The organism is Butyrivibrio sp. CB08 (assembly GCF_003625485.1).
Classification (GTDB): Bacteria; Bacillota; Clostridia; order Lachnospirales; family Lachnospiraceae; genus Butyrivibrio.
Window position 1 is genome coordinate 132,997 of sequence record NZ_RAIR01000005.1, and the last position, 21,557, is coordinate 154,553.

22 protein-coding genes are annotated in these 21,557 nt (G+C 43.9%); 18 read left to right on the forward strand and 4 right to left on the reverse strand.

The annotated features are described in order from the left end of the window. The first annotated feature begins 10 nt into the window (after positions 1-10). The 3 genes from D6855_RS10295 to D6855_RS10305 all read left to right on the forward strand — a co-directional run bounded on the left by D6855_RS10295 (position 11) and on the right by D6855_RS10305 (position 2,272). Positions 11-481 carry a methylglyoxal synthase gene (locus D6855_RS10295; RefSeq protein ID WP_120740698.1) on the forward strand — a complete coding sequence of 157 codons (471 nt, stop codon included), beginning with the start codon at positions 11-13 and terminating at the stop codon, positions 479-481. A gap of 22 nt (positions 482-503) precedes the next feature. Further along, positions 504-1,916 (forward strand): GGDEF domain-containing protein, encoded by a 1,413-nt coding sequence (locus D6855_RS10300; protein ID WP_120740700.1) that lies wholly within the window; start codon positions 504-506, stop codon positions 1,914-1,916. A gap of 131 nt (positions 1,917-2,047) precedes the next feature. Beyond that, positions 2,048-2,272 (forward strand): PspC domain-containing protein, encoded by a 225-nt coding sequence (locus D6855_RS10305; RefSeq protein ID WP_120740702.1) that lies wholly within the window; start codon positions 2,048-2,050, stop codon positions 2,270-2,272. A gap of 255 nt (positions 2,273-2,527) precedes the next feature. Here the strand turns inward: D6855_RS10305 and D6855_RS10310 are convergent, their stop codons facing one another. Beyond that, positions 2,528-3,574, reverse strand: coding sequence for a M42 family metallopeptidase (locus tag D6855_RS10310; protein ID WP_120740704.1), 1,047 nt, complete (start codon positions 3,572-3,574; stop codon positions 2,528-2,530). Between the two features lie 130 nt (positions 3,575-3,704). On the opposite strand from D6855_RS10310, the gene D6855_RS10315 reads away from it, so the two are divergent. From D6855_RS10315 to D6855_RS10345, 7 genes are all read left to right on the forward strand, one after another. Continuing rightward, positions 3,705-4,580: an aldose 1-epimerase family protein gene (locus tag D6855_RS10315; RefSeq protein ID WP_120740706.1), complete on the forward strand. Its 876-nt coding sequence runs from the start codon at positions 3,705-3,707 to the stop codon at positions 4,578-4,580. A gap of 156 nt (positions 4,581-4,736) precedes the next feature. Continuing rightward, the gene (locus tag D6855_RS10320) at positions 4,737-5,054 is read left to right on the forward strand and encodes a PadR family transcriptional regulator (RefSeq protein ID WP_120740707.1); all 318 of its coding nucleotides are present in this window, start codon (positions 4,737-4,739) and stop codon (positions 5,052-5,054) included. Beyond that, complete coding sequence (locus D6855_RS10325; RefSeq protein ID WP_120740709.1) at positions 5,047-5,646, forward strand: DUF1700 domain-containing protein; 600 nt, start codon at positions 5,047-5,049, stop codon at positions 5,644-5,646. The genes D6855_RS10320 and D6855_RS10325 overlap by 8 nt, the downstream gene beginning before the upstream one ends. Then, positions 5,636-6,427: a DUF4097 family beta strand repeat-containing protein gene (locus tag D6855_RS10330; protein WP_120740711.1), complete on the forward strand. Its 792-nt coding sequence runs from the start codon at positions 5,636-5,638 to the stop codon at positions 6,425-6,427. Before D6855_RS10325 ends, D6855_RS10330 begins: the two co-directional genes overlap by 11 nt. Before the next feature lie 231 nt (positions 6,428-6,658). Beyond that, a complete protein-coding gene (locus tag D6855_RS10335) occupies positions 6,659-7,162 on the forward strand; it encodes a YgjV family protein (protein ID WP_120740713.1) in 504 nt (167 codons plus the stop codon). Continuing rightward, positions 7,159-7,833, forward strand: coding sequence for a YczE/YyaS/YitT family protein (locus D6855_RS10340; protein ID WP_120740715.1), 675 nt, complete (start codon positions 7,159-7,161; stop codon positions 7,831-7,833). The genes D6855_RS10335 and D6855_RS10340 overlap by 4 nt, the downstream gene beginning before the upstream one ends. A 174-nt stretch (positions 7,834-8,007) precedes the next feature. Then, positions 8,008-9,537: a flotillin family protein gene (locus D6855_RS10345; protein ID WP_120740717.1), complete on the forward strand. Its 1,530-nt coding sequence runs from the start codon at positions 8,008-8,010 to the stop codon at positions 9,535-9,537. 53 nt (positions 9,538-9,590) lie between these two features. Here the strand turns inward: D6855_RS10345 and nagE are convergent, their stop codons facing one another. Next, on the reverse strand, positions 9,591-11,030 hold the full coding sequence (gene nagE / locus D6855_RS10350) for an N-acetylglucosamine-specific PTS transporter subunit IIBC (protein ID WP_199712437.1): 1,440 nt from the start codon (positions 11,028-11,030) through the stop codon (positions 9,591-9,593). Positions 11,031-11,059: 29 nt separating this feature from the next. Continuing rightward, positions 11,060-11,542: a PTS sugar transporter subunit IIA gene (locus tag D6855_RS10355; RefSeq protein WP_120740719.1), complete on the reverse strand. Its 483-nt coding sequence runs from the start codon at positions 11,540-11,542 to the stop codon at positions 11,060-11,062. Positions 11,543-11,719: 177 nt separating this feature from the next. Here D6855_RS10355 and D6855_RS10360 point away from each other — a divergent pair, with 177 nt between their 5' ends. From D6855_RS10360 to D6855_RS10380, 5 genes are read left to right on the forward strand one after another with little or no spacing between them, the layout of a single operon-like run. Then, entirely contained in the window at positions 11,720-12,541 is an 822-nt protein-coding gene (locus tag D6855_RS10360) for an MBL fold metallo-hydrolase (protein ID WP_120740720.1), read from the forward strand. Further along, on the forward strand, positions 12,504-13,322 hold the full coding sequence (locus tag D6855_RS10365) for a prolyl oligopeptidase family serine peptidase (RefSeq protein WP_120740722.1): 819 nt from the start codon (positions 12,504-12,506) through the stop codon (positions 13,320-13,322). Before D6855_RS10360 ends, D6855_RS10365 begins: the two co-directional genes overlap by 38 nt. Positions 13,323-13,337: 15 nt before the next feature. Then, positions 13,338-14,339: an asparaginase gene (locus D6855_RS10370; protein WP_120740724.1), complete on the forward strand. Its 1,002-nt coding sequence runs from the start codon at positions 13,338-13,340 to the stop codon at positions 14,337-14,339. Between the two features lie 12 nt (positions 14,340-14,351). Beyond that, positions 14,352-15,527: an MFS transporter gene (locus D6855_RS10375; protein WP_120740726.1), complete on the forward strand. Its 1,176-nt coding sequence runs from the start codon at positions 14,352-14,354 to the stop codon at positions 15,525-15,527. A gap of 4 nt (positions 15,528-15,531) precedes the next feature. Next, positions 15,532-16,131, forward strand: coding sequence for an SGNH/GDSL hydrolase family protein (locus D6855_RS10380; RefSeq protein ID WP_120740728.1), 600 nt, complete (start codon positions 15,532-15,534; stop codon positions 16,129-16,131). On the opposite strand, the gene D6855_RS10385 is transcribed toward D6855_RS10380, so the two are convergent. Then, the gene (locus tag D6855_RS10385) at positions 16,115-17,032 is read right to left on the reverse strand and encodes a magnesium transporter CorA family protein (RefSeq protein WP_120740730.1); all 918 of its coding nucleotides are present in this window, start codon (positions 17,030-17,032) and stop codon (positions 16,115-16,117) included. The two genes, D6855_RS10380 and D6855_RS10385, sit on opposite strands and share 17 nt — an antisense overlap. A gap of 166 nt (positions 17,033-17,198) precedes the next feature. Between D6855_RS10385 and D6855_RS10390 the strand changes: the two genes are divergently transcribed. The 3 genes from D6855_RS10390 (at position 17,199) to D6855_RS10400 (ending at position 21,508) form a co-directional block, all read left to right on the forward strand. Further along, positions 17,199-18,563, forward strand: a complete 1,365-nt coding sequence (locus D6855_RS10390; protein WP_120740731.1) for an MATE family efflux transporter — start codon at positions 17,199-17,201, stop codon at positions 18,561-18,563. 66 nt (positions 18,564-18,629) lie between these two features. Beyond that, positions 18,630-19,664, forward strand: a complete 1,035-nt coding sequence (locus D6855_RS10395) for a LacI family DNA-binding transcriptional regulator (protein ID WP_120740733.1) — start codon at positions 18,630-18,632, stop codon at positions 19,662-19,664. 203 nt (positions 19,665-19,867) lie between these two features. Next, positions 19,868-21,508 (forward strand): ABC transporter substrate-binding protein, encoded by a 1,641-nt coding sequence (locus D6855_RS10400; protein ID WP_120740735.1) that lies wholly within the window; start codon positions 19,868-19,870, stop codon positions 21,506-21,508. Positions 21,509-21,557: the final 49 nt, after the last annotated feature.

Genomic DNA, 21,557 nt, shown 5'->3' on the forward strand with positions numbered 1-21,557 from the left:
GGAGGCATAAATGTCAGAAACAATCACACTAACCATTAAAAAGCAGAAAAACATCGCGCTTATTGCCCACGATGGCAAGAAAGCTGAGCTTATAAACTGGTGCAAGGACAATGCAGAAGTATTAAAGAAGCACTTTTTATGCGGAACAGGCACTACAGCAAGGATGATCACAGATGCTACAGATCTTCCTGTTCGCGGCTATAACTCAGGTCCTCTTGGTGGAGATCAGCAGATCGGAGCCAAGATCGTAGAAGGAAAGATCGACTTCGTAATCTTCTTCTCAGATCCTCTTACAGCAGCGCCTCATGACCCTGATGTAAAGGCTCTTATGAGAATAGCTCAGGTGTACGATATACCTTTTGCAAACAACAAAGCTACAGCAGATTTCCTCATCCATTCAACATTTATGGATGAAGAGTATGACCACGATGTAATCAACTTTAAACAGAACATAGAGCACAGAGCAGAGACACTTCTTTGATTTGATCAGGAAAGGGAACTGAATGTCTGTCAATAAAAGGCCTCTAAAAAAGAGTATTTTTATCAGCAGCGCTATCTTCTTTATCTTCTTGTGTCTGGTCCTAAGTATCTTAACTTACACCAGTTACACAAGGTCTCTTTATCATGCATATGAGCTTCGTATGACCGATATCATCGAGTATGTGGAGAGCCATATGGATATTGAGGACCTTTCAAACTGCGTGGATACAGGCGTTGAGTCAGAGAAGTACGCGGAGCTGATGGACTTTATGGACAGCATTATGGATGATTTCGACATTCATTTCCTCTATATCGTCCGCCCTATAAGCGCCGAGACCCCCACAGTTATGATGAATATCCTATCTGCGGATACTCATCTGGGAAGACAGACAGATCCTGACGGACTGACCTTAAATTACATGATCGAGGATGGCTACGAGCCTCAGTACCTTAAGCTCTACATGGATGCCATGGAAAGTGAGGGGATAACCTTCTTTAAGGACTTTAGTGACTGGGGATATGACTACACTGGAGTTAAGCCCCTTATCAATGCAAGAGGGGAGAAATTTGCTCTTTTATGCGTAGATATCGAGGTTTCTGATCTTAGAAGTACCATTCGCGAGTATATGATCGTAAACGTAGTCCTCATCGTCATTCTGGGATTTTTGTTTATTCTTTTCTTCATTGCATGGGCTAACAGGAACATCACAGAGCCTATAACCAAGCTTGAGAAGAGCGTAGTCTCTTTTGCTGAGAGAAGTCACGAGCAAAAGGATCCAGACAAGCTTTCCTATGATGATCCACATATCATGACCCACAATGAAGTTGAGTCCCTTTCAAACGCTGTGGCACAGATGTCCAGCGACATGAGAGCTTACGTAAAGAGCATTTTAGATGCCGAGGGACAGGTGGAAGACATGAAGAGCCAGGTGATCCAAATGGATACTGTGGCTTATCAGGATGCCTTAACTCACGTTAAGAACAAGGCCTGGTACGACAAGACCAAGGCCAGAGTTGATGAAGATATCATAAACGGAAAGGCAAAGTTTGCCATCCTCATGATCGATCTTAATAACCTAAAGAAGGTCAATGATACTTATGGTCATGAGCACGGAGATGAGTATATCTCCGGCGCCTGCCATCAGATCTGTATAATTTACAGTCATTCTCCTGTTTTCAGGATTGGCGGCGATGAGTTTGTAGTTCTTTTGGAAAATCAGGATTATGACCACAAGGATCAGCTTCTTACGGCCCTCAGGGCATCCTTTGAGGCGTCATCTATCGACGAAGACAGAGAACCCTGGGACAGATACTCTGCAGCCACTGGAATGGCCATATTTGACGAAGAAAATGATGTTTCAATGGATGATGTATTTAAGAGAGCGGATACACTGATGTATCAGAACAAGCTTGAGTCCAAGATGGCCAGGGAATAAATTATTTTTCCGTAAAAAGAAAAATAACCTCCCAAAAACTCTGAAATAGTCATGTAACACTTTAAATACCTGAAGTATACTGTCAATATATAAAGCAGTTGAGTTTTCAAAGTTATATGGAGGTTAGTGATATGAATAAAAAGTTGTACAGAAGTAACGACAGAAAAATCTTTGGAGTATGCGGCGGTGTTGCCGAGTACTTTGGAATTGATCCTCTTATCGTTAGAATCATCTGGGTCATTTTTGCTTTATCAGGTGGAAGCGGAGCTATCTTTTATCTGATAGCAGCGCTCATTATGGATAACAGACCTGATTATGTCAGCAGATACGATAATAACAACGACCAGAATAGCTGATTATTTCTCTTCCTTTTCTTTCTCCAGCTGCTGGATGAGCTTATCGATCTCAGCCTGTGATAATAATACATTTCCGTTTGATTCGTTAGCCATTTGGTAAACCCTCTCTCCCTCAAATATTTTCACCAGAGATAGTTATATCATAGGCCAGTAGCGATTGGAATAGATTTTCCAGCTATAATTACCTGTTTTGAAATAAAGAAACAAAATGTAAATGATTACACTGAAATTAAGCAAAAGGTAGTCAGCTAAATATCATAAAGCATAAGCGATCAGAAGCCGTAAGACGTTCTCAGCACCGTCCTTATGGCTTCTTTCATATCCATGGGAAGCATAAACACCAGCGCCGATAAGGCCGTGCTTGAGGTCGTTTCCAGCGCCTAGAGTAGCTTCTACGTCACTTCCGTAGTGAGGATAGATATCTACAGCGTAGTCAGCGCCGCTGTCTTTGGCAGCCTTGATAAGGCCCTGGACTATAGGATAGCTGTAAGGGCCGCCACTGTCCTTGGCGCAGATAGATACCTGCTTTTCTGTGCAGGTAAGACCTTCACCTACGCAGCCCATGTCGACAGAAATGGCTTCTGTACAGCCTTCTGGAACGTTTCCGCATCCGCCGTGGCCAACCTCTTCAAAAACAGTGATATGAGCGTAAAGAGCGCGCTTTGGAGTAATCTTGTTGTCCTTGATGTACTTGGCAAGGCCAAGAAGGATTCCAACGCTGAGCTTATCGTCAAGGAAGCGGGATTTGATGTATCCGCTCTTAGTTACTCTTACATTTGGCTCAAAGCAGACAACATCGCCTACTGAGATGCCAAGCTTCTCTGTATCTTCTTTTGTCTTTACATCCTCATCAAGAACAACTTCACAGTTTTCCCAGGTGCGCTTTGTATCGTTATAGTCGCCATTTACATGGATAGAAGCGTTGTTGAGCTGGAAAGTTCCCTCGTAGATGCCATCAAACTTGGTAACGACGCGGACATTCTCTGTCTCTGCGTTATTTGGGTTCATTCCACCAAGGTTTGTAAGCTGAAGTCTTCCGTTAGACTTGATGGTAGCAACCATTCCGCCAAGAGTATCTGTGTGTGCCTCTAAAAGAAGACCATCTTTCTTGTTTTTGCCTGTAAGATCAACAACTACGCCGCCCTTATTGGTGATGTGAGCCTTAAAGCCGAGGCTCTCGAACTCCTTTTTTACCCATGCGCAGGCCTCTTCTGTGTAGCCTGTAGGGGAATCGATGTTAAGAAGGTCAGTAGTCTCTTTTACAATAAAATCAGTATATTTCTTGAGATTTATCTTTTTCATAGTGAAAAGCTCCTTTACTGGTCAATAATTCTAGAGAAAAGTATAGCACAACAGGGCAGAAAGTGGTCATAAACGTGGTACAATTATTGTATGGCACGTAAATCGCATCTTGGATCTGGAGGTAACGAACATGATCTATGAGCTTAAAAACGAGGAAATCACAGTAAAGATCTCGGATCACGGCGCAGAGCTTAAGTCCATTACCAGGAATTATGATGGAAGAGAGTACCTTTGGCAGGCGGATCCTGCGTATTGGGGCAGGACATCACCAGTTCTTTTCCCGGTTGTAGGCTGCTATTATGGCAAGGAATCAAGATATAAGGGCAAGACTTACAGTATGGGCCAGCACGGCTTTGCCAGAGATATGGATTTCGAGCTTGTGGAAGAGACTTCAGACAGCATAGAGTTTAAGCTTGTCGACGCTCCAGAGACTCATGAGAAGTACCCATTTGCCTTTGAGCTTCGCTGTGGATACAAGCTTACGGGAAAAGAGATCCAGGTTATCTGGAAGGTTACTAATACAGATAGCGAGACGTCTTTCTTCTCAATTGGTGCCCATCCAGCGTTCCTGTGCGACATGGATAATGACGTACTTAAGCTTGAAAAGGAAGGTGAGGCCCCAAGTGCCATCCGCACCAACGTGGTAGCTCAGGACGGAAGCGGATGTCTTTCAGACAGGACAAAAGAGTTCTCACTGATCGGCGGAATCCTTGGAATGAGCGATGAACTGTTTGCTGAGGATGCCCTTGTAATAGAGCATAAGCAGATAGATACAATAAGTATTGTAGATGGAAGAGGAAATGCCTTTGTAAAGGTAAGCTTTGATACTCCTCTTGTAGGTGTGTGGTCACCAGTTGGCAAACATGCGCCATTTGTCTGCATCGAACCCTGGTATGGAAGGTGCGACAGAGTGGGATTTTCCGGAGATATTTCAGAGCGTGAGTATGGTAATAAGCTTGATCCTGGAGAGGAATTTAAGGCAAGTTACTATATAGAAATTAAATAACAAACGATATTTATATATACTAAAAAAGCCGCAACCATGCGGCTTTTTTGTTGTTTATAGAGCTGTGATTTGGATATAAATTTACGATTTTTCAAAAATACTGCTTGACACATAATACTATGCGACATATAGTATTACGTGACAGGAGGTATTGAGATGGAAAATCAAATGAAAAGAGGACTCCTTGACGTATGTGTCCTCGCTGCCATCAAAATTGAAGACTCCTACGGATATCAAATCGTAAAAGACATGAGCTCTTTCGTGGAGATTTCCGAGTCAACTCTTTACCCTATTCTGCGAAGGCTTGAAAACCAGCAGCTGCTCACCGTCCGGACCGCTGAGCATAATGGGCGACTTAGAAAGTATTACCACATAACACCAGCAGGCCTGGATAGACTTAAGGCTTTTGAAGAAGAATGGAAAGAACTCAAACAGATTTACGAGTTTGTTACGAGGGAGGAAAAACATGAATAAGGCAGAATTTACACAGCAGCTTCAAACTAGTCTGATCGGCCTTTCTCAGGAAGATATAAACAGGTCGGTAGACTATTATACAGAGATGATAGATGACCGCGTTGAAGATGGTATGACCGAGGAAGATGCAGTAGCAGCCCTTGGCAGCATCGCTGAGATCAGATCTAAGATTCTCGAAGAAGTACCAATTACCAAGATTGTAAAAGAAAAGATAACACCAAAGAGATCATTTAGCGCAGGAGAGATCATTCTTTTGGTCCTGGGATTCCCATTGTGGCTCCCACTTCTGCTTACAGCAATAATTGTTGGCCTGGTGCTCTATATGACATTCTGGATCATCATTCTTTCACTTTATGTTGTTGATTTTTCAGTGTTTATATCAGGCATTGCATCGATCATAGTAGCTATCGTACAGCCCGCGGGATTTTTCCAGGGCATGTGGTTTGCCGGATGCGGAATTGCTGCTATCGGAATCGCAATATTGCTATTTTTTGGATTTAACCAGATTACAAAGGGCATGCTCTTTTTGAGTAAGAGAATTGGCCTTGGAATCAAAAAATTGTTTGTGGGAGGTAGAACAGATGAGACTTGAGAAAAAGATCACGATCCTGGTTGCGATCGTTTTAGTTATCGTAGGTGGTTTAATGGCTTCATTTGCAGTAAAGGCTATGGGAAATGACTTTTCCCAGCTTATATATACAGAAGAATATGAGAAAAAGACATTTGATATCACAGAAGATTTTGAGGATATCAAGGTAGAGCTCCTTTCCGGAGACCTTCAGGTTCTTCCATCAACTGATAATAAAGCTCATTTTATCGGATTTGAGAATGAAAAAGACAAGTTTACAGTAGATGTTCGCGGAACAGAGCTTGTTATCTCAGAAAAAGAGAATTTCAAATGGACAGACCATATCATGGTAAATTATCAGCCAAGGAAGCAGGTTCTTTATCTTCCAAAGGCTGAGTACAGAGACTTTGTGATCTCAACTGGAAGCGGAGATATAGATATTCACGACAGATTCACTTTTGCAGAGCTTGAGATTGGGGTAGGAAGCGGAGATGTTGATCTTGATAACATTCTTTCCAAGGAGAGACTTAAGGTTAAGACAGGTTCTGGACAGATCGATCTTACAAAGTGCGACGCAGCTTCAATGGAGCTTAAGAGCGGAAGCGGAGATATCAGATTTACATCCTGTGAAGGCATGAATATTGAGATCTCAACCGGAAGCGGAGATGTAAGCGGCTCATTCAGGACAGCTAAGAGCTTTGATGCACACTCTGGTTCAGGAGACGTAAGGGTTCCATCAGATGGAAATGGTGGAAACTGCAAGATCAGATGCGGAAGCGGAGATATTGATGTACATATTGGTTAATTGGACTTTAAGGCTACACTTCTAACCGGAGTGTAGTCTTTTTTTACATAAAAAAAGGACCTCCACCGGGAGCCTGCCGCAGTGAAGGTACTTTTATCTTCGTGGAAGATCTTTCCTCATAGGTCATCTTCCTCCTTTCTCTTGCTAATACATATATCGTCATATTATACTTGGTCTTTAGAGTACAATTATTAAACAAAAATAAAGAAATACAGAGGTTTTATTTTTAAAATGACAACAGTAATAATCGCTAATATTATCGACTTTCTGGCTGCGGTGGTCCAGGTTGGAACAGGCGCCATCAAGGAAAAGACCAAGATCCTTATTGTTCAGACAGTGCAGCTCCTTATGCAGGCTGTGAGCATGCTGATCCTGGGCGGTGTTACAGGCGCAATTAGCAACGTCCTTTCATGCTTTAGAAACTATCTTTGTTACAAGGATAAGCTTAATACTGTATGGAAAGTGATACTTATTGCTGCATCCATTGGATTTACCATTATTTTGAATGACCAGGGACTTCTTGGAATCATCCCTGCAGCTGTTTGCACTATCTACATCATCTTTATGGACATCAAGGATCCTATAAAGTTTAAAATTCTTGTGACTTTATCATTTGTTCCGTGGGTAATCTATCATTTCATGATAAAATCATACACAGGAGCAATATTTGACGCAGCAACCGTAGTAACCAGCACGGTTACACTGTTTAGAATGATCAAGGAGAAAAAAGCATGAAATTATCATGGGATGCGGTCGTTACCTTCTTGAAGGAGAGAAAGCGCAGAATAGCGATGTCTCTTGCTGGAGTTATTATCTGCGCCATAAGCGTTGGAATATTCAAGCTTGCGGCCCTTGGAGTTGATCCATTTCAGTCCTTTATGAGCGGAATGGATGCCCTTATTCCCATTGATTTTGGAACTTTGTATGTGATCGTAAACGTGGTACTGCTTCTGTTTAGTATCATTGCAGACAGGCATAACATCGGTATTGCCACATTCATAAACCTGTTTTTGCTTGGCTACATCACACAGTTTACCTATTCCCTTTTGCAAAGGCTCTTCCCTGACCCATCTATTGTTTTCAGGGCAATCTGCCTCATTGTAGGTATAGTGATCATCTGCTTTGGTTCATCCCTTTATATGACAGCTGATCTTGGTGTTTCTACCTACGACGCAGTTGCAATCGTAATGTCATCAAAATGGCACTGGGGCAAGTTTAAATACATAAGGATCTGCACTGATCTTGTATGTGTAATCCTTGGATGCGTCCTCTTTGTAATGGCAGGAAACAGTATCTCCAAGATTCCCACAATAGCGGGCATTGGAACCATCATAACCGCCTTCTTTATGGGCCCGCTCATCGATCTGTTCTGCGAGAAGTTCGCAAAGCCGCTTCTAAAGGGCTGATACAGATATAAAACATAATATCCGGCAGCAAAATAACAATGTTATTTTGCTGCTTTTTTCATGTATTCTTTAGGCGCAAAATCCTACAATTTAAACATAGACAAACACTTATAAAAAGTATTGTTAATGGGTGTTGCGGGTCTCATAAGTGTTCCCGCAGGAAGGAAGGATTTTATGTTACTTAAAGGATCATTTTTAATCGGATTGCTTTTCATCATTGCGTTGGCGATCATAGTTATTGCCGCTGGTTATGTGAAGGCGCCTCCGGATAAGGCGTTCATTATTTCCGGTTTAAGAAAGGTTCCTCGCATATTGATTGGTCGCGCAGGCGTCAAAGTTCCATTCTTTGAGAGAGTCGATAAATTGTATCTTGGACAGATGACAGTAGATATCAAGACAGAACAGTCTGTTCCTACAAATGACTTCATCAATGTTAATGTGGACGCAGTTGCAAAGGTAAGGATTGGTACAACTCCAGAAGCTATTCAGCTGGCAGCCAAGAACTTCCTTAACAAGAATCCAGACCAGATCACCATGGACCTCCAGGATTCATTACAGGGTAACATGCGTGAGATCATCGGTACACTGGCTCTTAAGACTATCAACACAGACCGCGACAGCTTCTCAGATCAGGTAATGGAGAAGGCTTCAAAGGACATGAACAAACTCGGTATCGAGATTCTGTCCTGCAATATCCAGAACGTAACTGACGAGAACGGACTGATCAGCGACCTTGGTATGGATAATACCGCAAAGATCAAAAAGGATGCTGCAATCGCTAAGGCACAGGCAGACAGAGACGTTGCTATTGCTCAGGCTGAAGCCGATAAGGCTGCTAATGATGCGAGAGTACTTGCACAGACTGAGATTGCTGAGAAGAACAATGCACTGGCCATCAAGCAGGCAGAACTTAAGAGAGAAGCTGACACAGCAAGTGCTGTAGCTGATGCAGCTTACGAGATCCAGACACAGGAACAGCAGAAATCCATTCAGACGGCTACTGTAAACGCGCAGATTGCGAGAGCAGAGCGCGAAGCAGAACTTAAGCAGAAAGAAGTAGTTGTAAAACAGCAGGAACTTGCCGCTGAAATTGAGAAGAAAGCTGACGCTGAGAAGTACCAGGCAGAGAAAAAGGCTGAAGCAGAGCTCGTACAGAGACAGAAAAAAGCTGAGGCTGCAAAATATGAGCAGGAGCGTGAAGCTGATGCCAAAAAGGCTCAGGCTGAAGCTCAGAAGTTCGCTGCAGAGCAGGAAGCAGCAGGAATCAAGGCAAAATATGACGCTGAGGCAGCTGGTATCGCTGCAAAAGGTAAGGCAGAAGCCGAGGCCATCAAGGCCAAAGGTATTGCTGAAGCTGAAGCGATGGAAAAGAAAGCAGAGGCCTATAAGAAGTACAACGGCGCTGCTATGGCAGAAATGATGATCAAGATCATGCCTCAGATGGCTGCTGAGATCGCAAAACCTCTCTCACAGATCGACAAGATCAACATCTATGGCACAGGGGATGGCACAACTGGTGCAAGCCAGATTTCAGGCAACATGCCAATTGTTATGAAACAGGTATTTGATACCATGTCAGAAGCAACAGGAGTAGACTTTACAGAAATTATGAAGGCCGGAACCTACGATGCTAAGGTAAATAAGAACATCAACCTGGGAGGGGAAGGAATCAATATAAACGTAGACAACACTAGTAAGGCTTGATAAACAAAAAGGGCGGCGGTACGAAAGTACCGTCGCCCTGTTATTATGCTTAATTAAAGCATCTTCTTGAGCTCGTCGTGTACGAACTGAACCTTAGGTCCAACAATAACCTGAACGTTTGACTTAGAAGGACGAACAACACCAGCTACGCCAGCCTGTTTGATCTTCTTCTCATCAACCTGTGTATAGTCATTGATCTCAAGACGAAGTCTTGTTGCACAGTAGTCAAGTTCCTTGATGTTGTCTTTTCCGCCAAGGCCTTCAAGAACTATCTGAGCGATTCCTGTGAAGTCATCGTTTGCAAGCTCGATCTTCTCTTCATCTTCCTCATCGTCTTCACGACCAGGTGTCTTAAGATCCCACTTCAGGATAACGAACTTGAAGAGGAAGTAGTAGATAACACCAAATACAAGACCGATAGGAAGAAGCAGAAGAGGATTAACTGCCATAGGAGCCTTGAAGCTGAGGATATAGTCTACAAGACCAGCTGAGAAGTTAAATCCAAGTCTGAGTGGAAGCAGTGTACAAATAACTGCTGAAATACCTGTAAGAACAGCATGTACAAGGTAAAGACCAGGAGCCATGAACATGAATGCGAACTCAAGAGGCTCTGTGATACCTGTAAAGAAAGAAGCAAGTGAGCCAGCAAGAAGGAGAGATGCTGCTGCTTTCTTCTTAGTATCTTTTGCTGTGTGATACATTGCAAGAGCTCCGCCAGGAAGACCAAACATCATAACTGGGAAGAATCCTGTCATGTACTGTCCGGTAACACCCTTAACTGCTCCCTCAGCGCCTGACCAGAAGAGGCCAAGATCGTTGATGTTTGCTGTGTCAAACCAGAATACTGCGTTGAGAGCGTGGTGAAGTCCAAGAGGAATGAGTGCTCTGTTGAGCATTGCATAGATACCTGAACCTACAGCGCCAAGGCCGAGGATTGCTTTACCAAAGCCTACGAGACCTGCGAAGATAAGAGGCCATACGAAGTAGAGAACGATAGATGCCAATACGGAAGCACAAGCTGTTACGATAGCAACGCATCTCTTACCACTGAAGAATGCCAGCCAGTCAGGCAGCTTGGTGTCCTTAAATCTGTTGTAGCAGCCTGATCCGATGAGACCTGCAAGGATACCGATGAAGGCATTGCTGATCTTACCAAATGCTGCAGGAACCTCTGAAGCATCAACGCCTCTGTACATAGCAACAGCACCTGTGCTAAGAAGAGTGGTGATCATCAGGAAAGAAACGAGACCTGACAGAGCGCTTGTTCCGTCATGATCTTTTGCCATACCAACTGCGACACCTACTGCGAAAAGAATAGGAATCTGGTCGATAATAGCGGATGCAGCCTTGATCAGGAATGCTGATACAACGCTGTTTGCGCCCCATCCAGTAGGGTCAAGCCAGTATCCTATACCGTACAGGATACCTGCTGCAGGAAGTACTGCAACGGGGAGCATTAGGGATTTTCCAATTTTTTGTAAATACTTCATCATACAATTGTTCCTCCTTTATTGTGGTGTATTTACTTATTTAAAAGGACGACAGCTTCCCCTGCTGTAACGTTTCCGTCCTTTTTTTCTACCTTGGAAAACTTATTTGAATTAGAGATGATGACAGGAGTAACAATGTCATAGCCAGCAGCCTTGATGCCTTCAAGGTCGACTTTAACAATGAGGTCACCCTTTTTAACGGTGTCACCCTGCTTAGCCTGCACATCATAGCATTGTCCGTTTAATTTGACTGTATCGATCCCGATATGGACGAGAACCTCAGCGCCATCATCAGTGTTGAGCGCATATGCATGTCCAGTTGGGAAAAGAGCTACCAGCGTTCCGTCAGCTGGTGCATAGAAATTGCCATCTTCTGGAATGATGGCAACACCTTTACCGATCATCTCCTGGGCGAAAGTAGGATCGCTTACTGTGTCGATTGGCACGATCTTACCATTAACAGGAGAGCCTATTACGACCTTGTTTCCCTGAAAAATCTTATCAAAAATCCCCATATTAATCCCCCAATAAATCGTAATCTTTAACTTATTATATCACAATACTAATTTAAACACATCATGTTGTATAATAATGACAAATAATATGCAAAAAAAGGCAAGATATGCCAAAAACCGACCTATTATTGATATATTATATATGTTATATATAACAGCTTAAGGGAGGCAGAAAGAATGAAGACAACGCTGACAGTAATAGTAGACAACATTTCAAGCGATGGGATGCAGGGCGAATGGGGCCTTTGCGTTCTTGTGGAGTACGGAGATAAAAAGATCCTTCTTGATACAGGAGCGTCAGAGCTCTTTGCTGGCAATATCAAAAAGCTTGGATTTGAATTAAAAGACGTGGATGCAGGTGTTCTCAGCCATGCCCACTACGATCACGGAAACGGAATACCAAGGTTCTTTAAAGAGAACGATAAGGCTAAGTTCTATTTAAGAGAGACAACAGCAGCCAACTGCTACCACAAGAAGGGAATATTCAGAATGTATATTGGAATTCCAAGGAGCGTGGTTAATAAATTCCAGGACAGAATAGAGTATGTATCTGGAGATTATAAGCTCTTTGAGGGCGTATATCTTATCCCGCACAAGACTCCTGGTCTTGATATGATAGGAAAGCGTGAGAGCATGTACCAGAAGATGGGCTTTAGAAACTGGAAGCCAGACGATTTCTCCCACGAACAGAGCCTTGTCCTTGATACAGACAAGGGACTGGTTATCCTTAACAGCTGCTCTCATGGCGGTGCTGTGAACATCATCAATGAGATAAAAGAGACTTTCCCTGACAAGCACATCTATGGCCTGATCGGAGGATTACACCTCTTTAATAAGAGCAGCGACGAAGTAAGAAACGTTGCAAAAGAGATCTTGAAAACCGGAATAGACTACGTATGCACAGGCCACTGCACTAAAGACAGGGCCTATGGAATCATGAAAGAGGAGCTAGGAGATAAACTTGAGCAGCTTAAGGTCGGACTTAAAATGGAGTTCTAATTTCATAAAGATAACAGCTGTTATCGCAATAACCCTGCTGGTTGCCACTTTTTTAGCTGGATGTGGAAAGGGAAAAGTAGACCCTGCTGATGTTGGAGTTTTTAAGCCGATAGAGGTGAATGGAGATATCTCTTTTACCTATCAGCTCTACACACCGGACGCAGAGGAGAAGGTTCCCATTGTCATAGTGTTCCATGGCTATGGGGAGGATGTGAACGTGCCACACTGCAGGATCCCGGATACCCTTTCGGCGGCGGAAAACCAGGCGGTGCGTCCATGCTATGTTATGATGCCACAGGTTGAGAGCAATATCTATCTGGCCGCAAGTAGCAGAGATGCGCTCTATCAGTCCCTTATGGACGAGGCAGATAAGCTTATTAAGGCCGGAAGAGTAGATGGAAACAGGATCTACGCAATGGGTAATTCCTTTGGGGGCCTTGGAACCACTGAGTTTGTGGAGAAGTTCCCGGACAGGGTTGCAGCAGCAATAGTGATGTGCCCGGCTCTTACCTATGACGATAATTCCACCAGAAATCTGGGGCTTATCAAGGATGTGCCTTTGTGGTTTGCACAGGCAACTAACGACAACGTTATTCCCATAACCGTCAGCCGCTCCGCGGTATCTACACTTGAAGCCATGGGGGCAAAAGAGGTACACTTGACTGAGTTCTCAGACGAAGAGATGCTCAGTGCTGGAGCGCTTGTTGGTTATCATCAGGCAGATTTTGCAGTTATGGCGGATGATACGTTCCTTGAGTGGCTGTTTGAGAAATCGAGATAACAAGGAGAAACTTAGGTGAGTAAGAAGATTCTTATCATAAATACAGGCGGAACACTGTCCGCAGTCATGAAGAGTAACGGCCTTATTCCAGGCCTTTCCATTCACGACATGGAAAAAGAGCTAAAGATGGTGTCGGGAGATACTGACATAGAGATCGAGGATTTCTGCTCTTTAGACAGCGCCAACTTCTTTCCGGAGGACTGGAGCGCACTGGCACAGCGGATCAGCGACTGCAGGAATAGCTATGACGGAATCGTTGTGATCCATGGTACTGACACCATGGCTTACACTTCATCAATGCTCTCTTTTATGCTAAGAAACATCGGTATTCCCGTGGTTATTACAGGATCGCAGCTGTCCATCACCAATCCCGTGGCTGATGCAATGGAGAACTGCAGATGCGCTATTCACATGGCAGCAAGCCAGATCCCTGGCGTGTTTGTGGCTTTTAACAGAAAGGTTATGCTGGGCTGCAGGGCTTCCAAGGTTCGTTCCTTAAGCTTTGATGCCTTTGAGAGCATCAATTACCCTGACATTGCAACCATAAGCTCCCTTGGAATGAAGATAAACACAAGGGTTGTGCCTGAAAGGTCAGGAATATTCAAGCTTTCAAACACCTATTCAGATAAGGTCTGCATGCTCAAGATGTTTCCTGGAATGCACAGAAGTCTCATTGAATCCCTGGCGGATCAGGGCTACAAGGGCCTTTACATCGAGGCCTACGGAATTGGCGGAGTGCCATTTTTAAAGCACGATTTCATCGGATCTCTGGATAAGCTCATAAAGGGCGGAATGACCGTAGTTGTTGGAACCCAGTGCAGATACGAGGGTACCAAGATGGATGTTTACGAAACAGGAAAAAGAACTCTTGAAATCGGAGCCCTGGAAGCTTACGATATGACAAGCGAAGCGGCTCTTACCAAGCTCATGTGGATCCTTGGCATGACTGAGGACGTTTCGGAGATCAGAGATTATTACTCTATAAATATGGCGGGGGAGATGACCATTAAAAAGTAATTGGGGAGTGTTATGAGCGACAAGATCAAAAGAAAACAGTTTATTTTATGTTATGCAGTATTTCTGGCAAATGGAATGCTGGCCCTGTCCATAGGGTCACTTCTTCCGTTTCTTAGAGACGCCCACGGGCTTGACTACGCCTTTTGCGGGCTTATCGTAAGTCTTCATTCGGTGGGAAATCTCTTTTCCGGATTCTTTGCTGGGGCACTGCCAATGCTTATTGGCAGGAAAAAGAGTATCCTGCTGTTCGAGATGTTTTTCCCAATAGCGTTTTTACTTATGCTTCTTGGAAGTAACAGATTTCTTCTGGCTTTTGCCTTTTTCGCGACAGGAATAGCAAGGGGAGCATCAAGTAATTACTGCAATACCAAGATCAATTCCATAGCTACAGGAATGGCCTGGGCGCTTAACTGCCTCCATGCTTCATTTGCAGTGGGAGCTTTTGCATTCCCGCTGATCCTTATGCTGATAACCAGGACTCAGAGCGACAACTGGATCTACGCCTGCATCCTTCTTATCATTCTTGGTGTTATCACCTGCATCATGTACTATCTGATCCCAGGAGATGATGAACCAGTGGCAGGCACTGACAAAAAGGAAAATTCAGAAAAAATCGGAGCCTTCGGCTTTTTCAAGGAGCCACTTTTCTATGTGTGCACAGCCACATTGTTCTTCTACCTTTGCGCTGAGCAGGGCGTAATTGGATGGATGATCACATATTTCAAGGACACAGGTCTTCTTCCTCCAAATCTTGCACAGGTTACAGCAAGTATCCTGTGGGTAATGATCCTGTGCGGAAGACTGACAACTGCCTGGGCTTCAACCAAGGTAAAAAAAGAGAACCTCCTTCCAATGATGGGTATTGGAATAGTGCTGTTCTTTGTGGTTCTCATTGTTTCAAGGACTACAGCGCCTATCATTATCGGAATCATGGGCTTTGGATTTTCAATGGCTGGAATCTATGCAACCACAGTATCTTTTGCAGGAGAACTGATAAAGAAATATAGCCTGGCATGGAGCTTTATCCTGACTACAGCAAGCCTTGGCTCAATCATCATGCCATCAATCGTTGGTCTTCTGGCTGAAGACTTTGGCATCTCAATAGGTGTTGGAAGCATTGCAATTGCGCTGTTTATCGATATGGTATTCATTATGATCCTTGTAAGGTTCATCAAGAAGAAGGGGTAAAGGCATGAAAATAGTGTTTTTGGGGTCTTCCGTGACATACGGCTCTGCGGCTGGAGGAGTCTCTTTTGCCGACATTCTGTGTGAAAAGAACGGATATGAGATGGTTAAGGAAGCGGTGTCTGGAACGACACTTGTTGATGAGGACGAGAGCTCCTATGTAAGCAGACTAAAGACTATAGAGACCGATTCTCCAGACCTTTTTATCTGCCAGCTCTCGACCAATGATGCAACGCAGAATAAGCCCCTTGGCAAGATCGCAGAGGGCAAGGATATAGACTCTTTTGACGTTAAGACTGTGGCTGGTGCCATAGAGTATATACTGGCGTACGTTTCAGAAAAATGGGGATGTCCCATGGCGTTCTACACCGGGACAAGATACGATTCCAAGACCTATGAAGAGATGGTCCAGCTGATAAAAGAGATCGCTTCAAAATGGGGAATCCACCTGATAAATCTCTGGGATGAGCCATCCTTTAACGCTGTGAGCGAAGAGGAGTACTGGAGATTCATGCATGATCCTATCCACCCGAATATTGTGGGCTATAGGGAGTGGTGGACTCCGTTTTTTGAAAAGCGTATTAAAGAGATCACAGGATCTTTTTGATCTTAAAGAAGATAAGGCTTCCGGTCACGATGAGGATACTTAAGATGATGACCAGTGGATAGCCTATCTGTGATTCAAGTTCTGGCATATATTTGAAGTTCATGCCATACCATCCAACGATGAGGGTAAGTGGCATAAATATGGTTGTTACCACTGTAAGGACGGTCATTACGCGGTTCTGTCTTACATCGAGCTGTGACTGATACAGGTCGTTAAGCTGGATCGTGTAGTCCCTAAGGTGGGTAGCAGCATTATACAGTCTTTCTACACGGCTTGAGAACATGCTAAAGTAGCGCAGGTTCTCTTCATTAAAGAAGCCGTTCTCGTTTTCTTCCAGTTCCTGTCCAAGATCAAGGAGCTGCTCGTAGTGGATTCGAAGGTCTCTTATGTCGCCTCGGATATCGTTGTTTCTGGACATGTCAGCAGACTCTGCGTCGTCCATGATGTCTTTTTCCAGACGATCAAGCTCGCGCTCGTAGCCCTGCATGGTAAGAAGGTCGTTGTGGATTATAAGTTCCAAAAAGTCATAGAAAAATCGCTCAAGAGAGGGCTTTTTCCACTTCTTAAGTCTCTGGATCCTCTTAACTATTGAGAGGACAGTGTCTCCGCTATCTATAAAAACTATTCCGGTCTCATCAAGTGCATAGGAAAAACGCTGAGGAACTGATGAATGGGAGGACTGCACTGGTATGCAGAAGGTCCCTGTCAGTGAATCGTAGTTGACTTCGGCTTTTGTGGTGTATATATCATCGTTACTGATATCGAAGTCGATACCCATATCAAAATTCTCGTACTGCTCAGCCCACTGGGCGGGAGTAAGGATAGCTACATAGGGAACCGCCGCGTCGTGACACTGCTCGGCGCTGCATTCTTCAAGGACGTTGTTGATAAGATAGTACATGTGTCACCTCCGGAAAAAGTAATTATCCAAAGATTATTATAGCAACTGACGCAAGTATTATGAAAACATTATTTTTGATGAATTAATGGCAAGATAACTAGGTGACCGTAGATGAAAGAACTTCTATAATTGCCTTATGGGTAAAGTCAGAAAGGGTTAAGTTGTTATGAGTAACAGGCAGAAATCAGCGGTTCTTAACATGACCGAAGGCAATACGGTCTCGTTGATCATAAAGTTTTCAATACCAATGCTGATTGGTAATCTGTTCCAGCAGTTTTATAACCTGGTGGATTCAGTTATTGTGGGCCAGGTCGTAGGAGCTGACGCTCTTGCGGCCATTGGAGCCACAGGCTCTGTAACGTTTCTTTTCTTTGCGTTGTGTAACGGAATTGGAAGTGGAGGCGGTATTGTCACCTCCCAGTTCTTTGGCAGTGGCAATGTAAGGGGCGTTAAGCGCTGTGTCTCCAATACGGGCTATATCATGATCATCTTCCCAACAGTGGTTGGAATAATTGCATATTTTCTTACAGCGCCAGTCCTTGAACTTCTAAAGACCCCGGCAGATATCATGGGGGATGCAGTTGCGTATATGAAGATCATGTGTCTGGGGCTTGTTTTTGTGTCCCTTTATAACTACGCATCTTCAATGCTTAGAGCTCTTGGAGATTCAAAAACACCGCTGTATTTCCTTATTTTCTCCTGCCTTTTAAATGCTGCCCTGGACCTTTTGTTTGTGTGCGCATTGCACATGAGCGTTGTGGGTGCAGGAATAGCAACTGTTATTTCACAGCTGGTGTCAGGCATTAGCTGTCTGATATACGCTTTTCTTAAAAATGAGTACTTCCACCTTCAAAAGGACGACCTTAAGTTTGATATGGGTATCTTTGTTAAGGTTTTACAGCTTGGAGTTCCGCTATCTCTCCAGTTTTCCCTTATCGCCATATCAACCATGGCTCTCCAGAGAGTAGTCAATTCCTTTGGAAAAGTGGCAGTGGCAGCCTTTACTGCAACTGGCAGGATAGAGCAGATAATCCACCAGCCTTATCAGACCCTTGGTGCAGCCCTTGCTACATATACAGGGCAGAATTACGGCGCGAATAAGAACGACAGGATAATCACCGGATACAGAAAGAGCCTTATGCTGATGGCGATCTTTACAGTGATCATGCTACCTGTAATGCAGTATTTTGGTGGTCCTATCACCAGTATCTTTGTTGAGGACGTGGAAGTAATAGATATGGGCGCTAAGGCTCTTCAGATCACCAGCCTTTTCTACATCATGCTTGGTGTTATCTATGTGGTAAGGGGCGTACTAAACGGCCTTGGAGACTCATTTTTCGCTTTGCTTAACGGAATAGTAGAAGTAATTGGAAGATTTATTGTGCCTGTAATGCTGACCAGGATCCCTTCCATAGGTCTTTGGGGCATATGGTGGTCAGTAGGCATCGTTTGGGCTATCAGCGGGCTTACAGCCTGGATGAGATACGTGTCATGTAAAACCCATATTGCAATATCACAGCAATCAGTATAAAATTATTAAAACGATTAACTGTGCGTAAACGCTGTGATGTTCCAACAAACTTATGGGTGAGGTAAAATGATAACACTAAAAGAGATAGCAAAAGAGTGCGGAGTATCCACTGCTACCGTCTCCAATATCCTCAATGACAAGAAAAATGTCAGCGAAGAGACCAGGCAGAAGGTGCTTAGCGTGGTAAAAGAGAGGGGCTACAAGCTCAACTATGTTGCCCAGGGACTCCGCAAGCAAAAGACCCAGACTATCGGCGTTATCGCTGAAGATATAGCACAGTTCACAACCCCTGCAATTATCGAGGGTATTATGGAGCTGTGCGAGGAAAACGGCTACAGGACTATTGTTCAGAACCTGCGTCTTTACTCCAGATGGCAGGATGCATGGTTTGATAACGACAAGATGTACTACTCAGTAATGGATCCGGCTGTCCAGGAGATGGCTTCCATCAGGGTAGATGGCATTATCTATGTTGCGGGTCACGCCCGTAACATCCACAGATTCCCCAAGGATTACGATATCCCTGCGGTTCTTGCATACGCTTATTCTCAGGAAGAGGATGTACCATCAGTGGTAATCGATGATGAAGAAGCTGCCAAGAATGCGGTGGAGTATCTTATCAAGAAGGGACACACCAAGATCGGTGTAATGGCCGGTGAACAGGAGAATATCCACACCAAGCTCAGAATCCTGGGCTATCAGAGGGCTTTATTTGAAGCTGGGATCTTATACAATCCTGAGCTTGTTATGTACGCAGGTTGGAGCAAGGAACTCAGCTACAAGAGTGCAGAAGCTCTTTTGTCCAAGGATATCACTGCAGTATTCTGCATGAGTGACAGGAACGCAGGCGGTGTATATAAGTATCTGTTCGAACAGGGCAAGCAGGCTGGAAAAGACATCTCGGTTATGGGATTCGATAACGAGATGATAGCTGATTACATGACCCCTGGTCTTTCTACCATGAAGATCGAGCTGGGTATGATAGGCAAAAAAGCTGTGGAACTTCTCTTTGATAAGATGGCAGAAAAGCCCGTGGCAGACCAGATCAAGGTGCCTTGTAGCTTAATTGAAAGAGGGTCTGTGGCTAAAATTAAGGGTTAAACGTTTAAGATTTGTGCATTTTGTACATAAATGCATTTGAATAATCATAGACAATTAACAACATGTATATTTTTAGACGAAAAAAGATTGACAATCCAAATGGATTGTCATATATTCGTATCAAACAGTTAATCGATTAACAAAACTGAATAGGAATATCACATTACTTACGCACGGAAAAATGTAAATTGTGGGAGGATACCATGAAAAAGAAAATTGCTTCTTTGTTACTTAGTGTGACAACTGCAGCTATGATCCTCGGTGGATGTGGTAGCGCAGCTGAGACAGCAGTAGACACAAGTTCACAGACTGCTGAGACAACAACTACTACAGACGCTGGTGCTTCATCAGACGCAGCAGCAACATCAGACAAGGCCGCACAGGCTATCGCAGATCGTAAGGCAGAGGCTGAGAAGAGCGGCGAGTATGAAAAGGTTATCATTTCTTTCTTTGACTGGACTGGAAGACCAGCCGGACTTGATAGAATTAACGAAGCTTTATCAGAGCATACAAGAGAGACTCTTGGACTTGATGTTGAACTTCAGATCATTGACTCCGCAGCATACGGCGATGACATGAAGCTTATGCTTTCATCAGGAGAGCAGGTAGATATTTTCTCAACATGTATTTTAGGTTACAACCCTTCAATCAATAACGGATATGTTCTTGATCTTGAAGAGGATGGAATGTTTGATGATTACTGCAACGGTATCAAAGAGAAGGTAAGAGCTGATTACCTCGATGCCTGCAGAGTTGGCGGCGTATTATACGGAACACCTCCAATCAAGGACTACGCTATTGAGACATGCGCTGTAGTTGTAGGTCAGGAGTACCTTGATGCTATCGGATATGACACATCCAAGCTTTCAGTTGGCGATCTTGGATATCCTAAGGCTACATGGGATGACATCAACGATATTTTCGCACAGCTCCACGAGAAGTTCCCTGATAAGTACGTATTTGCTATCCAGGACAACGAACTTACACAGGGCAGCTCAGTAGATAACATCGCTGGTGATTACTTCGGAACACTTCTTGATCCTCAGAATTCTCTTAAGATCGAAGATGTTTATTCATCAGATATCTTCAAAGAGTGGGTTCAGAGAGCATATGACTGGAATCAGGCTGGATACCTTTCACAGGATGCTCTTACAGATCAGACTGGTGCATCTGCAAAGGTTAAGTCAGGTTCTTACATGGCAATGATGGCTTGCTGCAAGCCTGGTTACAAGACACAGATCTCTGGTGAGTGCGGAAGAGACATGGCTGTATTTGATGTAGGCGAGAGCTTCATGAGCTCATCATCTGTTTCTTCATTCCCATGGTGTGTTAATCAGAACACAGAGGATCCTGTAGCTACACTTCAGGTTCTCGACGCTCTTTACACAGACTCAGTTATCGAGGGTCTTATGTGCTGGGGCCAGGAAGGCAAAGAGTACAAGGTTAACGCTGACGGAACAATCACATACGCTGACGGCGTAGATGCTAACAATTCTGAGTACTATCCAAACGTTCTTTGGCTTATGCCTAACCCATATGTAACATATGTATGGGAAGGTGATCCACTTGATCTTGGCGTACAGATGGCAGCATTCAACGACAACTGCACATGTAAGTCAAAGGCTCTTGGATTCACATGGGACAACACAGATTATGCTTCAGAGTACACAGCTCTTAAGAACGCATATGACGAGTACGGACCAAAGGTTGTTTACGGCTTTGTTGAGCCTGAACAGGGTATTGCTGAGCTTGAGGAAGCTTTAAAGGCTGCTGGACTTGATACATACATGCAGGGCAAGCAGGAAGCTCTTGATGCTTGGGCAAAAGAGAACGGAATACAGTAATTAGATGACAATAGCTCCGGCTATCAAGGCTTTATAGATAGCCGGAGTT

Bases quoted from the DNA above. Each gene is read 5' to 3' on its own strand.
- D6855_RS10295 (WP_120740698.1), top strand. From the start codon at position 11: ATGTCAGAAACAATCACACTAACCATTAAAAAGCAGAAAAACATCGCG.
- D6855_RS10300 (WP_120740700.1), top strand. From the start codon at position 504: ATGTCTGTCAATAAAAGGCCTCTAAAAAAGAGTATTTTTATCAGCAGC.
- D6855_RS10305 (WP_120740702.1), top strand. From the start codon at position 2,048: ATGAATAAAAAGTTGTACAGAAGTAACGACAGAAAAATCTTTGGAGTA.
- D6855_RS10310 (WP_120740704.1), bottom strand. From the start codon at position 3,574: ATGAAAAAGATAAATCTCAAGAAATATACTGATTTTATTGTAAAAGAG.
- D6855_RS10315 (WP_120740706.1), top strand. From the start codon at position 3,705: ATGATCTATGAGCTTAAAAACGAGGAAATCACAGTAAAGATCTCGGAT.
- D6855_RS10320 (WP_120740707.1), top strand. From the start codon at position 4,737: ATGGAAAATCAAATGAAAAGAGGACTCCTTGACGTATGTGTCCTCGCT.
- D6855_RS10325 (WP_120740709.1), top strand. From the start codon at position 5,047: ATGAATAAGGCAGAATTTACACAGCAGCTTCAAACTAGTCTGATCGGC.
- D6855_RS10330 (WP_120740711.1), top strand. From the start codon at position 5,636: ATGAGACTTGAGAAAAAGATCACGATCCTGGTTGCGATCGTTTTAGTT.
- D6855_RS10335 (WP_120740713.1), top strand. From the start codon at position 6,659: ATGACAACAGTAATAATCGCTAATATTATCGACTTTCTGGCTGCGGTG.
- D6855_RS10340 (WP_120740715.1), top strand. From the start codon at position 7,159: ATGAAATTATCATGGGATGCGGTCGTTACCTTCTTGAAGGAGAGAAAG.
- D6855_RS10345 (WP_120740717.1), top strand. From the start codon at position 8,008: ATGTTACTTAAAGGATCATTTTTAATCGGATTGCTTTTCATCATTGCG.
- nagE (WP_199712437.1), bottom strand. From the start codon at position 11,030: ATGATGAAGTATTTACAAAAAATTGGAAAATCCCTAATGCTCCCCGTT.
- D6855_RS10355 (WP_120740719.1), bottom strand. From the start codon at position 11,542: ATGGGGATTTTTGATAAGATTTTTCAGGGAAACAAGGTCGTAATAGGC.
- D6855_RS10360 (WP_120740720.1), top strand. From the start codon at position 11,720: ATGAAGACAACGCTGACAGTAATAGTAGACAACATTTCAAGCGATGGG.
- D6855_RS10375 (WP_120740726.1), top strand. From the start codon at position 14,352: ATGAGCGACAAGATCAAAAGAAAACAGTTTATTTTATGTTATGCAGTA.
- D6855_RS10380 (WP_120740728.1), top strand. From the start codon at position 15,532: ATGAAAATAGTGTTTTTGGGGTCTTCCGTGACATACGGCTCTGCGGCT.
- D6855_RS10385 (WP_120740730.1), bottom strand. From the start codon at position 17,032: ATGTACTATCTTATCAACAACGTCCTTGAAGAATGCAGCGCCGAGCAG.
- D6855_RS10390 (WP_120740731.1), top strand. From the start codon at position 17,199: ATGAGTAACAGGCAGAAATCAGCGGTTCTTAACATGACCGAAGGCAAT.
- D6855_RS10395 (WP_120740733.1), top strand. From the start codon at position 18,630: ATGATAACACTAAAAGAGATAGCAAAAGAGTGCGGAGTATCCACTGCT.
- D6855_RS10400 (WP_120740735.1), top strand. From the start codon at position 19,868: ATGAAAAAGAAAATTGCTTCTTTGTTACTTAGTGTGACAACTGCAGCT.